Below are 13,804 nucleotides of genomic sequence, written 5' to 3'. Positions count from 1 at the left end.
CATGTCAGTTCGAGAGTTGTTTATGGATAAACCGCTCAGGCTTGGAGTTATTGCAGCCTTGGCAACACTCACTGCTGTTTCAGCGGAGGCTCTCCTATTACCTCCAAAACCTCTGGCCCTGAGCTCAACCTGGGACTGTCGATCTGGACCAGACAGTGACTGGCTATGCCGAAGCAGTCAGACAGACGAGTACGAAAAGCCTCTGGAAACCGCTGCTTACTCAGCTCCAGAGAGAAATAATGAGTACCCGGATTACAATCCTCAAAAGCGCACTCGTCCTGTTGAGGCAGAACCAGAACCTTACTTCAGACAAGAAGAAGCACCACAGCCTTCTCGGCAACCAGATAACTATTCCGACCCCTATCGACAAGCGGCTCCGCAACAGCAGACTCAGCAAAGAGTGACACAACTGTTAAGCGCGGAACATGGCAGCTTTGTTATCCAGTGGTTAGCAACTCATACCGAAGAGCCATTGAGGGATTTGCAGCGTCGTTTCCCAGTGCTGCAACAGGCGACTATTGTACGCTACCAGCGTAAGAATAAAGACTGGTTTGTCCTTCTCGACGGACCTTTCCTCGATCGACAGTCCGCTATGACAGCGCTCAGTAGCCCACCCCGGTTACTGATGACAGACAAGCTATACCCCTGGACACGTTCTCTCGCCAGCATTCAGAAGCTGAATCTGATTATGCCCGGAGAGCTCAGAGAACCCGGCGATCCATCCCAACCAGCAAACAGTCAGCGCTATGCTTATGACCCGCCGATCAGACCCGACAGTAATCGACTATTTGCCAGTATTGCACCGGCCTACCCTCAGGTGCAGCCGCAGGAACCCTATCGGGATTACAACACTGACCCTTACCAGGTTGCGGAACCTCAAATCCGATCTTCTTATCAGTCTGATCCCTATGCAGAAGAGCCAGACCTTAATTACCAGGAACCACGCCAGCGTTATGCTCAGATTACGCCGGAAGTGGATCGATCCGGGGCAAGAAAACACTATCAGCAGGATGGTTATTCTGCCTATTCAGCCCAGGAAGAGGTCAGTGAGTATCGTCGTTCAAGAGAAACCAGAGAATACCGTAAATCCGCCAAACGCAGCATTCTTGAAGCCTCCCGGAACAGTTACGCTATCCAGTGGCTGGCAGGGCCCAGAAGGGATACGCTCGAAAGAGTCCGCAGGCGCTATAAGGAACTGAGTGATGCCCAGATCATTCACTACAGAAAAGGCCGCCGTGACTGGTTTTTACTGGTAGGCCCTCCTCACTCAAGCAAAAGCAAGGCCAACAGAGCCCTTTCGACCCCGGAACTGGCGCGTGCTTCGACACGCCTTTATCCCAGGGTAAGATCTGTTAATGAGTTGCAGAATCTGGTGACAGGCAAGCCCAAACAGGCACGACAGGTTCGTTCTGAAGTCGTAGCCAAACCACAAGGAACGATCATCAGTGGTCCGGGTAAAAGTTATACCATCCAGTGGTTTGCAGCGAATAAGCCTGAAGCCATTGAAAAGATGAAAAAGAGATTCCCGGAATTAAAGTCTGCTGTCACCGCCCGATATCGTAAAAACCAGAAAGACTGGTATGTACTGCTGCAGGGACAATTCACCAACAGCAAAGAAGCCCTGGCAGTGATCAAGTCTCCCCAGCTGAAAGACGCTGCTCGAGTACTTCATCCCTGGACCCGTTCGGTTAAATCTTTGAAGAAGCTTCAGGCCTGGGAAAGTTGAGCCAACTAAAATACCAAAGCTGACCCATGCACCCCTTCCTCACTCTCCCAGCACTTAAGCCAAATTCACAATTTCTCCATTCTGCCAAAACTTACTGATACACTATCCTGAACAAGGAATAACAACGCACTTTATGCCTTACGTGCCCTGAGACCCCGAGGCCTCCCATGAATCGTCTAATTAAATTCATCGCCTTTGTGGTGGCTGGCATTATTGTTCTTGCCGTTGCTGCAGCCCTGATTCTACCCAAAGTAATCGATCCCAATGACTACCGGGACGATATTTCTAAGCTGGTGTACGACAACACCGGTCTTACCCTTACCATTGATGGCCCTATTGGCTGGTCGGTTTTCCCATGGCTGGGTCTTTCCCTTGAACAGGTGAATGTCAAAGGTGCAGACAACTCCGAACTGGCCAAACTGGGCACGGCTGAAGTCAGCGTTAAACTGCTGCCTCTGTTAAGCAAAAAAGTGGAGATGCAGACAGCCAAACTAGTAGGTCTGGAGCTAAGTCTGGTTAAGAACCAGTCTGGAAAAGGCAACTGGGAAGCCCCTAAAAAACCGGGAACTCAGCCAACGGCTACCGAAACAACAAAGGTTGAAACGCCTGAAGGCACTACTGACTCTGCCCCTCTGGAGCTGGATATCGCCAATGTCACTGTTGAAGGTCTGGTAATTCGGTATGACGACAAGAGCACAGGTAAAACCTACCTTGTTGATCAGGCAGGGCTGGAAACCGGCGCCGTTCGTAATAATGTGCCTTTTGACTTTAACCTGAAAGCCCGTATCAAAAGCAGTGAGCCAGACCTCACACTGATGACCGGTATTAGCGGTATTTTAAAATTCAACCTGAAACAGGGTACTTATGATCTGAAAGATCTGAAGATCTCTGCCAATCCAGCAGTGGACAATGCTGAAGCCTTACAGATTGTTGGTAATCTGAATGTTCAGCAAAAACCTCTGATGATCAAGGGTCATCTGGATGTAACCCAATTCAACCCGGGCAAACTGCTGAATGAGATCAAGATCAAGCTTCCTCCCATGGCTGATCCCAAGGCGATGACTCAAATGGCTTTCAAGAGCAGCTTTACTACCGATGGTAAAAGCTTTTCTGCAGACAAGCTGGATCTCACTCTGGACGACTTCAATATCGATGGTTTCTTCAAAATTGCAGACCTCGAAAGGCAGGACATGACCTTTCAGTTCAAAGGTAATGATCTGAATCTTGACCGTTACCTGCCACCGGCGTCAGAGCAAAGTACCTCCAAAGAAAAGTCAGAAGGCAAGACTGAAGGTGTTCAAAGCACTGAGCCTCCAGTTGTTGCTTCAGGTTCAACAAAAGAGCTCCCCCTTATTCCAGAGGATGTTCTGCGTCCTCTGAATATCAAAGGCTCTCTGGAGCTGGCTTCTCTGACCGTTGCCAAGCTCATCTTTAATAAGCCCACAGTCAAGCTCACTGCTCTGAACGGACGCCAGGAGATCAAGCTAACCTCCGGCTTTTATGAAGGCACCATTGATCTGGACGGCAAGCTGGATGTTCGCAAAAAAGGCGATCCCAGAGTTCAGACTACAGCAGACCTGAAGGGTATTAATCTGGAAGCTTTGGCGCAACCAATCCCAACGCTGAAGTCTATCGGGGGTAAAGTGAATGCAGACCTGAATCTGACGACTAATGGTCAGCTGCAGAGTGTTCTGACTCGTAACCTGAACGGCAAAGTCGATTTCAAAATAGACAAAGGAGCCTTTACCCAGGCTAACTTCGATAAAATGGTGTGCGAGGGAATTGCCAAAATTCGCAAGAAAGACCTCCAGAAAAAAGACTGGGGTAACGCCACTCAGTTCACAAACCTTGGTGGCAGCTTTATTGTTCGTAATGGTGTAGCCAGCAACAAAGACCTGACTGCCGCTCTGACCAACCTGAAACTGCAAGGCGACGGGGATATCAACCTGGTCAAACAGACTCTGGATTACCATGTTGGCCTGAACATCAGTGGCGACCGAGCGCCTGACAGTGATCCCGCCTGCCAGGTTAACGAAGACTATGCCGATGTCACCTGGCCCGTTCGTTGTCAGGGCCAATTGGGTCAGCAGGAGTGCGGTATCGATACTGAACGTCTGGCCGACACTATTGCTTCACTGGCCAAGCAGGAAGTAAAGAAACGTCTGGAAAAAGAGATTGAGAAAAAAGCCGGGCCTCTGAAAGATGCCCTGAAAGGTCTCTTCAAGTAAATACTATCGGGCGCAGCGAACGCTGCGCCCTTCTATAGTTGCCTCTCGCCTTTTATCCCTTCAGAATCAACAGCAATAATAATTTTAAGCACAATCTCGCCAGGGGATGGCATGGCTATACCAAGCAGAACAAGTTCTAAAATCGCACGACGTTTTAATCATAAAGCCCGAGGCTTCAGCAAGGTCAATATGGCTTGTCTGGCCAGCTGTTCCAATATCGCCTACCGAACTTCCGACCAAATCAGACAGGTTCTGGAGTTTGAGGGGTTTAACCTCAGCGGTCAGGATGTGTTCTTTGAATATCGAAAAGACAGTATGAACCCGGATATTCAAGGTTTTATCGTCGGTGACAGCAACAAGATTATCATCAGTTTCCGGGGAACAGAGTCCAAGTTTCAGGACTGGAGCCTGAACTTTGACATCATGCGGGAAGACTGGACTCCCGAAAATAACCTCGGCTCAGTTCATCGCGGGTTTGTTGAGGGGCTCGATTCTGTCTGGACAACGATCAAGGAGCGCCTGACAAGGCTTCGTAACAATCATCAGAGTATCTGGATCACCGGTCACAGCCTGGGGGGTGCGCTTGCCACACTGGCCGCAGCCACTCTGGAATTTCAGGAGAACCTACCTGTTGCAGGCGTGTACTCCTTTGGCCAACCTCGCTTGGGCAATAGAGAGTTCTATCGAAATTTTCACGATAGTGAGCACAATTCTGCTCCCAACCTGTTCGAAAAATCTCTTGGTAAAAGAACCTTTCGATGCGTCAACAACTGCGATCTTGTCACTCGGGTACCGCCTCAAATTACCGGCTACCGTCATGTCGGCCATCTGATTTATTTTGACCATGATGGCCATTGCCATACCAGCGGTAACCTGTCTCGTTGGGCTACATTCTGGGATCGTTTTGCAGGCAGAGCTGAGGATGTTCTCGACTTTTCCGATGGCCATCCTCGTTTGTTAATTGACGAAGATCTGGAAGATCACAGCATTGATGTTTATGAATTACTGTCTCGCCAACTGGCCGGACTGGCAACCTCTGGCGATGAAGCCTGGCGGGATATGGAGTAGTACCAATCGCATGCTCATTACGGTAGTTAGAATATGTGATTGGTATTATGCAGATATTATAGATAATACCTCTATCAAAGCCGCTACCGTTAACGAAAAGGGTGTCGTTACAGAAGTTCTTAACACTAACGTAGTATCCATTGGTAACGGTATTATTGAGCCTGTCATTGGGAGCATCAGAAGAATTTCTCAGTTCAGTTTATATTAGAGATATCTTGTCTATATGCGGTGATATCAGCCTATAACGGTGGTACCGGCAATGTGCTGAAAACCTTCCATAATGACCGGACACGGGCTATGGAAATTCTGAACAAGATGCGTCCGGAGCAGGTTTACCGGGCACTGACCCAGCGTCATCCAAGGGAGGAGTCGAGGAATTACCTGAAGAAAGTGACGACGGCGCAGAAGGATTTTTATGCGAGGGACGTTTAGCATCCTTCCTTAATAAAAACAAAAGGGACTGGAAATCTTCAGGGAGCTTGGAAGTTACATCAAGACTATGATTATAACGAGGGTGCTTGAAGCTGATGCGCCTTGAATGTAAGGCTTGCCGACAAAAGCTATTTACATAGCGTCCTAACTCCAGCGCTCCCTTTTCATTGGATACGGCGCATGACTTATACCTTGGATTATAAAGCCTGTCTCCAACAAGTGGATGATTCATGGCCTTTGCCATATGCGCCCGAATCTGGTGACGACGGCCAGTTTCCAGACGCAGTAGCACATGGGTAAAATTTTTGAATCGCTCTATCACTGTAAATCGGGTGACTCCATTTAACTGCTTGCTCTTTCTCCAGAATGGTGTATCAACCTTGCAGTCGATAACACCAGAATCAGATTCGAGCCCCCCTTCAACGATCGCTTCATACTCCCTGATACACTCGTGACGACTGATAATGTCTATCAAGTGCACCAAAGATGCGTAGTTTAGCCCTATGGCAAGATTTCCACTAGAGTCTCTATCCAGGCGATGAGCCAGACCACCCCGGGGCAGACTCCTGTTTTCCGGGTAGTGGTGCAAAACCACGTTCATAAGACTATTGCCCGGTACTTCTGACAAGGGATGTGATAGCTGGTATGGGGGTTTACAGACAATAAGAATATCGTCGTCTTTATACAGAACGTTTAGTGACTTATTTAACGTATTAAACTGACCATAACCAATGGCAGCCGCATTACGTTCAAACATCTTTTTAATTGCGGGAGATGCCCACAAGTCGAGAGTCCGGGACTGCACTTCCCGGTCTTCGGGAATATCTGAGCTGGCGTATAATGCAGCCAGAACACAACGAAGAACACCCATGGAATGGTACAGGTTTATTGCCTTCGAGACTTCCTCTTCAGTGGCCTCCAATGCAAACTGTTCTAGCAGGTCACTCAAATTCTTCGTTTGTAGCGTAGGGACTTTTTCCTGAATCAATCTATCAGCCCATAAGCCACAAACCGTTAAAAATTTTTGACCTTCTACAGAGCGGCATAACCGTTCATTGAGTTTAGCCAAGCCGGTGAAATCAAATGAGTAGTCAGCAGGTGGACATGGCGAAAAATACCTTACACATTTTTGCTCAGACTCACACGCCTTAACTTCGCTTAAACCCGGCAGTTTTCCTGTCTCTTGCTGGGTGGCGAGAGCTGCTAATGGGAAAATCATCCATAACACCTCATCAATCCATGATAGATATGAGACAAGCACATAGCGGATAAAATCCTCAACCTGTCAGCAGGACTAACCTGTTTGACAGGTATTCTGCCTCAAATCAGGTCCCGCCCTTTATCCGCCGCAATCCGCAGCCGCAGTGCATTCAGCTTGATAAATCACGCTGCATTGAATTGCAGCTCAGCCAGACGGCTATATAGCACAGAAGTTTCCAGCAACTCTTCGTGCGTTCCTGTGGCTACGAGCTTGCCTTTATCCATCACTGCAATACGATCTACGTGGGTAATCGTCGCCAGTCGGTGGGCAATGATCAGCGTTGTACGGTCTTTCATTAAACGATCCAGAGCCTGTTGCACCAAAAATTCACTCTGAGCGTCCAGGGCACTGGTGGCTTCGTCCAACAACAGTATTTCAGGGTCTCGCAGAATCGCTCTGGCAATAGCCAGTCTTTGCTGCTGACCACCAGAGAGTTTTACACCACGCTCACCCAGATAGCTGCTGTAACCCTGTGGCAGTTGCTGAATAAACTCATCCGCATGAGCAGCTTTTGCTGCAGCAATCACTGCTTCATCTGTTGCATCGGGATCGCCATAGCGCAAGTTCTCCCAGACGTTGGCAGAGAACAAAACAGGATGCTGAGGCACCAACGCATAATAGCTGCGTAACCGTGACGGTTTCATTTGATGAATGGGCACACCATCCAACATTATCTGTCCAGATAACGGGTCCCGAAAGCGCAGTAGCAACTCAAAAATAGTAGACTTACCCGCTCCAGAAGGTCCCACCAGGGCAACTCTTTCGCCAGGCTTTATATTCAGAGACAACGCTTCAATGGCAGGCTCATTTAATCTTGATGGGTAGGCATAGGTCACCTGATTAAACTCCAGACTACCACCCACTTTTTCCGGGGCAGAAGGAGCCTCAGGCTCGGTGATATCGGACTTCCAGGCCATCAGTTCACGGATACGATCAACCGCTCCTGCCGCTCTTTGCAACTCACCATACACTTCCGTTACAGCGGCCAGAGAACCCGCCACCATGATGGCGTAGAAGACAAATGCCGCCAGATCGCCACCACTGAGGTGCCCTTCGACAACATCACTACCACCGACATACAACATACCACCTACTGCGCTGAGCACCAGGAGCATCACGAGACAAATCAGCAGAGCGCGTTTCTTGATTCTCTGGATAGCAACATCAAAGGCTGTTTCAGCCGCTCCATTAAACCGTCTGACTACCACGTCTTCCCGGTTGAAGGCTTGAACCACTTTGAGGTTTTGCAAACTTTCGCCCACCCAGGCTCCAGCATCCGCTACTTTCTCCTGACTTTCACTGGAAAGCTTGCGAATTCGTCGGCCAATGTGAATCAAAGGGAAGATAATCAGAGGAACTGCCACCAGCACCATCAGCGATAGCTTCAGGTTACTAAGTAGCATCAGAACCAAACCGCCCAGAAAAATAAGAGAGTTTCGAAGAGCAAAAGAGATTTCTGAACCAATAACCGACTGAAGCAGAGTCGTATCTGTGGTTACACGACTCTGGATTTCACCCGAATGATTGTCGTCAAAAAAACCGGGGTGCAGTTTGACCAGATTGAGATAAAGATCTTTACGGATATCCGCAACGACACGTTCTCCCAACCAGGATACGAGGTAAAAACGACAGTAGGCACCTAATGACATGGCGACGACCAGCACCAGAAAGATCTGCAGAGACTGCCAAAGTCCATCTACAGAACCTTCAACAAAGCCCTGATCAATCATCAGCTTCAGACCCTGACCCAGGCTCAATGTCATTCCCGCAGTAAACACCAACGCAACAAGAGCTGCCAGGAGTCGGAGACGGTAAGGACGAATGTAGTGCCAGAGCCAAGTGAGCATCGATGCATCCCAGTCTTTTATAAATAGTTCACTGTCACTGCTTCAACAGAATGAAAAGCAGGCTCTCGATAGGCTACTGACAGCTGTAATTAGAAGCAATTGAAATAAATAACATTATTTTTAATTTTCATTACTCTAAACCCCCTCACTGATTCGTGCTGATACCAGCAAGGGAAACGTCTTGGGCTATCAGGCAAAGGCAGATACGCTGAAGTAAACAACAAAGATACTGATAATGTTCAACACCATACCTGCTTTCAGCATTTGTCCCTGTTTAACTTCACCGGTTCCGTATGCTAGAGCATTGGGAGGCGTTGCTACGGGCAACATGAAGGCACAGGTAGCCGCTACACCTACACCAAACACCAATGAATAGGTAATGGCAGGGTTAAACTGATCGGCCAGTGCAATCATCACTGGAATAAGAATGGCTGCAGACCCGGTATTGGACGCCATTTCTGTCAGGAAAATCATAAAGGCAATACAAGCAATAATCAGCAGCCAGCTGGGGGCTTCACTCAGCGATGTCATGATATTCCCTGCCAGCCATGCGGAAGTTCCAGTGTCCTTGAGAATCATGGACAAGCAGATACCCCCACCGAACAGCAAAAGAATGCCCCAGTCGATTTTCTTTTCCAGCTCTTTCCAGCCAATCAATCCAAGAGCAGGTGCAGCAGCGGTGATTGCCACTGCAATCAGACGATCAAAGCCTTTTACATCCAGGAATTGGCCGATAGGTTTAGCGAAAATCCAGCAAACAACCGTGAACACAAACAGGGCAATTGCACCCTTTGCCTGTGGGCTCCAGTCCATTTCAAAACCGTTGCCACGGCTCTGATTTACTTGAGCATCTTTCTCAGGGCGAATAATCAGCCACATGGAGAACAATACCGCAGGGAAGAGCATCACAGTACTGGGCAGACCCACTTTCATCCAGGTCAGGAAGTCCAGGTCGAGCGCTTCAGCCGCAATACCGTTGGGAGGTGAGCCAACGACTGTTGCCAAGCCACCAATATTGGCCGCATAAGCTGTACCCAGCACAACAAAAGTACGCATTCTTGGGTATTTTTTGTCAATCAGTCCAATAGCAATGGGCAACATCATTGCTGTTGTGGAAGTGTTGCTCATCCACATCGACAAGAAGGAAACCACAGAAAAAAACAGAATGACTGAAACCCATAAACGACCACCGGCCAGATAGGTCACACGTTCAGCCAACCAGCGATCTATACCGTAATTATTCAATAGAGCGGCAAGGGTAAAGCCCCCCATGAACAGGAAAATAATGGTTGAGGAAAAGTTTGACATGCCCTTGGCAAAATCAAGCACTTGTATCAGAGCTGCGACAACGGGGACTAAAAGCGCCGAGATAGGCAGAGGGACAATTTCTGTCATCCATAACCCGGCAAAAAACAGCAACATGAACAAACCCAGCTGGGTATCCGGTTGTTCTACCAGACCCTGACCCAGGAAATAACTGACTACGGCCCATACTCCAATAAAGGCGAGCCTCAACGGAAGAGATAGAGTATTAATTGCAATATTCCTATTAATCTTTATTGGTTTTTGATGGCGGCAAGATTAACGACTTATCCGCCACCTTTTGTTGATTAATGTCACTTAAAAGCAAACTTTGTTCGCTATTGTTTTTATTGATTCTTTTTATTTTTCAGGTTGCAGGTTGCAGGTTGCATTTAAAGTGCCCATGGTAAACCTACTCACCGTTATTCGGGTCATTTGAATCGCTTTGTTTCTGGCAATGAATCAGACCCAGACTACAAATGATTCATTGATCAGAATAAGTCCGCCTGTTCATTCAACCAGTGTCTATAATAAGCCTTATTTTTCAGGCAGACCTTCTCTATGTCATCTCTCCACTCCCCTCTGACCTACGCAATGATTGCAGCCGTTGGCAATGCACTGTTAGCCTTTGGTGTTAAAGAAACCACCAACACGATCAACCCATTTATTTACATTGTCTTTGTGACTATTTTTTGCACAATATTCAGTTTTGCCGCTTCTCTATTTATAGAAAACCCGGAATACCTTTTAAGCTTTAAAAAGAGTTATGTCTGGGCCTCAATCAGTGGACTGGGCATGGCAATAGCCTGGCTGGGGGTGACCATTTTATACATGAATTTTGGCGCCAGTTACTACACGCTGTATGCGGTTCTTTCCATTCTTACCACATCGATCATTGTGGGGATTATTATATTTCGTGAATCATTAAACCTTTGGCATATACTGGCATCAATTGCGGCACTGGCGGCTATTTTTCTTTTTCACCTTGGTAGCCGCGCGGGCCGATAAAACAACCCTGTTGACTGGCAGACATTAATGATTTTGTGACCAGGAGCCTGTCGGACATAGGGCATCGACTCACCGGTTTGATAATCCTGATGGGTAGAGATGATCGCGAGCTGAACCTTAGTTCTAATCAAGACTCCAGCTCTGTTCCAGCATGCCAGGGCCGACAACAGAAATACTGATAAGGGGTTCCAACTGTTTGAGTTTTCTGAATATCAATGTCCGGAGCCCAGGGGCAAACCAGGGAAACATAGAGATGATAACGCCCGGCTTCAGACCTGAATTCCGATGAGTCATCTTGGGTAGTCCAGTAAAAGCATCAATGAGTTCGATTCATCCTGCCGGCCATCAGCATAGAAATGCTTGAAAGAAATGCTATGTTATAACATCTAGAAAAATAACAAATATCGACTAAATTTAGATCACCATACGCAGTGATTATTCAACACACCAAGGAGCCTTTTGTGCCTGGAGTATACTCGCCGGTTATGTCCACTGACTTCCAATGCGCGTCTTTCTGTAAGAACGCTATGGCTTATAAAAAGCCGTCTCTCAAGAGATGGGCCTACAGCAAAATGGTCAAAGCACTGATTCTGGCTGCTGTCTCATCAACCGCTATCGCTGAAGATTTTAAACCTAACTTCAGTCTTATCCTTGATGGCCACTACAAATCATCCAACAGTGCCTTGAGCGAATACGAGAAGGGCTTTGGTCTGGGGCATGTTGAATTAGGTGTCAGCGCTGCTATTGATGATCTTTTCTATGGAAAGTTCACCGGTGTGGTGCATGAGCACGACAACAAAACCGAGTTTGAGACTGAAGAAGCTTTCATCCAGACTCTGGCTCTGCCTGGTGGCTTTAGTGTTCGTGCAGGCCGCTTTCTGTCTGATATCGGATACCTGAACGGCCAGCACACCCACTCCGATTCATTTGTTGAAAGACCTGCTGTATACCGTGCAATGCTGGGGTCTCACTACTATGACGACGGTGTTCGCCTGAACTATGTCATGCCAACAGATACTTTCTGGACTATCGGTACTGAGGCTTTTGGCGGCAACAAGATGCGGGCTCAAGGCCTTAATGACCCGAAATCAGTAGGCGTCTACACCGCATTTACCAAAATTGGAGGTGACTTCAATGAAGAGAACAGTTGGCAGCTAGGCCTCAGCTACCTGAGGAATGAGAACGGCGCCAGTATGACCAGCGGGCACGATGAACATGACCACCATGATGAGCACAGCCATAGCCATGACCACAGCCATAGCCACAGTCATGACCACGGCAACGCTCACAGCCACTCCCATGATGCCCAGTTTACGGGCAAGAATACTTATATTGCTGAGGCGGTTTGGAAGTGGGCACCTGACGGCAATTACAAATATCAAAATCTGACGCTTTCAGGTGAATACTTGCAAGCAGAAGACATCAGCGAAACCATCAAGGGTAATCAGAAAAACGAAGGTTTCTACCTGAGCAGTGTTTTCCAGATGACATCCCAGTGGGCAGTGGGTGCACGCTATGGAGAATTTAAAGGTTACGAAGCGCACGGTGACCACTTTCATGAGCAGAAGTTGAAAGAAAGTGAATTCATGGTTTCCTGGAGTCACTCTCATTTCTCTACCGTTAGATTGCAGTACACACGTCAGACAGGCGATGGTTTTGAAAACATTAAGAATGACATCGTAACCCTTCAGTATGTTATGTCTCTTGGAGCCCACGATGCGCACACTTTCTAAACTGCTATTAACATCCGCTCTGGTATTTCCTGTATCCAGTCACGCAGCGTTGACTGTTTTTGCCTGTGAACCAGAATGGGCGGCTTTGGCCGAAGAAATTGCACCAGGAGCAACGACTTATACCGCAACTACAGCGAGACAGGACCCTCATCATATTCAGGCTCGTCCCGGACTTATCTCGAAAATGAGAAAAGCTGACATAGTCGTTTGCTCCGGTGCTGAACTGGAAACCGGCTGGCTGCCCGTTCTACAAATGAAGTCAGCCAACCCTAACGTTCAATCCAGAAACAAAGGGTTATTCTTTGCTGCAGACCAGGTGGACACCATTGGCAAGCTGGAGAAGGTGGACCCGACCATGGGTGATGTCCACCCTGAAGGAAACCCTCACCTGCATCTTGACCCTTATAGGATGGTAGAGATCGCTCAGGCTTTGGCAGAGCGTATGGCAAAGCTTGATCCAGAAAACAGGGACACATACCTGGCCAATGCCAAGAAATTCTCGGAAAGCTGGGAAACCAACATCAAGCGCTGGGAAAAGGAAGCGGCTCCGCTAAAAGGCAAAAATCTGGTGACCTACCACAGTAACTTTGACTATCTGCTGCAATGGCTGAGTGTCAATGTCGTGGGCGATCTGGAACCCAAACCCGGTCTGCCGCCTTCAACCCAGCATCTGGCATCATTATTGAACCTTTCTAAAAAGACGCATATCGATGCCATCGTGTATGCCTCCTATCAGGACAAGAAAGGAGCAGACTGGCTAAGCCAGAAAGCAGGAGTACCCGCTATAGAGTTGCCCATGTCTGTAGGTGGTAGTGCACAGAGTAATAATCTGATCAGCCTCTATAACGACTTGATTAAAAAGCTGCTGGAGGTGACCAGGCGTCCGGAAAATTCATGATGGAATGGGATCTTCTTTCAATACTTTTGCCTGCCCTCGTGGCAGGCATCATTGTTTTCAGCACTCATCTGATTCTGGGGCGGCAGGTTCTGGAGCGCGGTATTGTCTTTATGGATCTGGCAATTGCCCAGATTGCTGCCATGGGGGCTATCATCGCTCATATTCTTTCGATGATGCATGCTCACAGCCATGATTTCCACAATGGTTCCAACGGGCTAGCGGTGCTCATGCCCTACCTCTTTTCCATTGCCGGAGCAGGTCTGATCGCACTGCTGGCAAAGTATGCAGAAAAAGAGCTGGA

Annotated in this window: 9 protein-coding genes and 2 pseudogenes; 7 read left to right on the top strand and 4 right to left on the bottom strand. The window is 48.0% G+C overall.

All coding sequences use genetic code 11. The annotated features are described in order from the left end of the window. Position 1 precedes the first annotated feature (1 nt). The 3 genes from GZ78_RS26220 to GZ78_RS27935 all read left to right on the top strand — a co-directional run bounded on the left by GZ78_RS26220 (position 2) and on the right by GZ78_RS27935 (position 5,022). Positions 2–1,726 (top strand): SPOR domain-containing protein, encoded by a 1,725-nt coding sequence (locus GZ78_RS26220; RefSeq protein ID WP_034843110.1) that lies wholly within the window; start codon positions 2–4, stop codon positions 1,724–1,726. A gap of 167 nt (positions 1,727–1,893) precedes the next feature. Further along, entirely contained in the window at positions 1,894–3,954 is a 2,061-nt protein-coding gene (locus GZ78_RS26215; RefSeq protein WP_034843107.1) for an AsmA family protein, read from the top strand. A 111-nt stretch (positions 3,955–4,065) separates the two neighbouring features. Continuing rightward, the gene (locus GZ78_RS27935) at positions 4,066–5,022 is read left to right on the top strand and encodes a lipase family protein (protein ID WP_051786577.1); all 957 of its coding nucleotides are present in this window, start codon (positions 4,066–4,068) and stop codon (positions 5,020–5,022) included. A gap of 295 nt (positions 5,023–5,317) precedes the next feature. Here the strand turns inward: GZ78_RS27935 and GZ78_RS26200 are convergent, their stop codons facing one another. From GZ78_RS26200 to GZ78_RS26190, 3 genes are all read right to left on the bottom strand, one after another. After that, a complete protein-coding gene (locus GZ78_RS26200) occupies positions 5,318–6,673 on the bottom strand; it encodes an RluA family pseudouridine synthase (protein ID WP_152558968.1) in 1,356 nt (451 codons plus the stop codon). A gap of 164 nt (positions 6,674–6,837) precedes the next feature. Further along, a complete protein-coding gene (locus tag GZ78_RS26195; protein WP_034843102.1) occupies positions 6,838–8,562 on the bottom strand; it encodes an ABC transporter transmembrane domain-containing protein in 1,725 nt (574 codons plus the stop codon). A gap of 189 nt (positions 8,563–8,751) precedes the next feature. Continuing rightward, positions 8,752–9,984, bottom strand: coding sequence for an SLC13 family permease (locus GZ78_RS26190; protein WP_236631704.1), 1,233 nt, complete (start codon positions 9,982–9,984; stop codon positions 8,752–8,754). Positions 9,985–10,425: 441 nt separating this feature from the next. Between GZ78_RS26190 and GZ78_RS26185 the strand changes: the two genes are divergently transcribed. Then, complete coding sequence (locus tag GZ78_RS26185) at positions 10,426–10,872, top strand: EamA family transporter (protein ID WP_034843097.1); 447 nt, start codon at positions 10,426–10,428, stop codon at positions 10,870–10,872. 132 nt (positions 10,873–11,004) lie between these two features. Here the strand turns inward: GZ78_RS26185 and GZ78_RS30535 are convergent. Next, positions 11,005–11,146 (bottom strand): annotated as a pseudogene (locus tag GZ78_RS30535) (glutathione S-transferase family protein); the annotation flags it as partial. Between the two features lie 187 nt (positions 11,147–11,333). Between GZ78_RS30535 and GZ78_RS26180 the strand changes: the two are divergent. The 3 genes and pseudogenes from GZ78_RS26180 to GZ78_RS29730 form a co-directional block, all read left to right on the top strand. Further along, on the top strand, positions 11,334–12,605 hold the full coding sequence (locus GZ78_RS26180) for a hypothetical protein (protein WP_201772811.1): 1,272 nt from the start codon (positions 11,334–11,336) through the stop codon (positions 12,603–12,605). Then, on the top strand, positions 12,589–13,503 hold the full coding sequence (locus GZ78_RS26175; RefSeq protein WP_034843095.1) for a metal ABC transporter substrate-binding protein: 915 nt from the start codon (positions 12,589–12,591) through the stop codon (positions 13,501–13,503). The genes GZ78_RS26180 and GZ78_RS26175 overlap by 17 nt, the downstream gene beginning before the upstream one ends. Continuing rightward, positions 13,500–13,804, top strand: a pseudogene (locus GZ78_RS29730) (hypothetical protein); the annotation flags it as partial. The gene GZ78_RS26175 and the pseudogene GZ78_RS29730, both read left to right, overlap by 4 nt.

The organism is Endozoicomonas numazuensis, assembly GCF_000722635.1.
In the GTDB taxonomy this organism is placed as follows: domain Bacteria; phylum Pseudomonadota; class Gammaproteobacteria; order Pseudomonadales; family Endozoicomonadaceae; genus Endozoicomonas_A; species Endozoicomonas_A numazuensis.
Note: the sequence above shows the minus strand (reverse complement) of the source record. Positions and strands in the feature narration are given on the sequence as shown.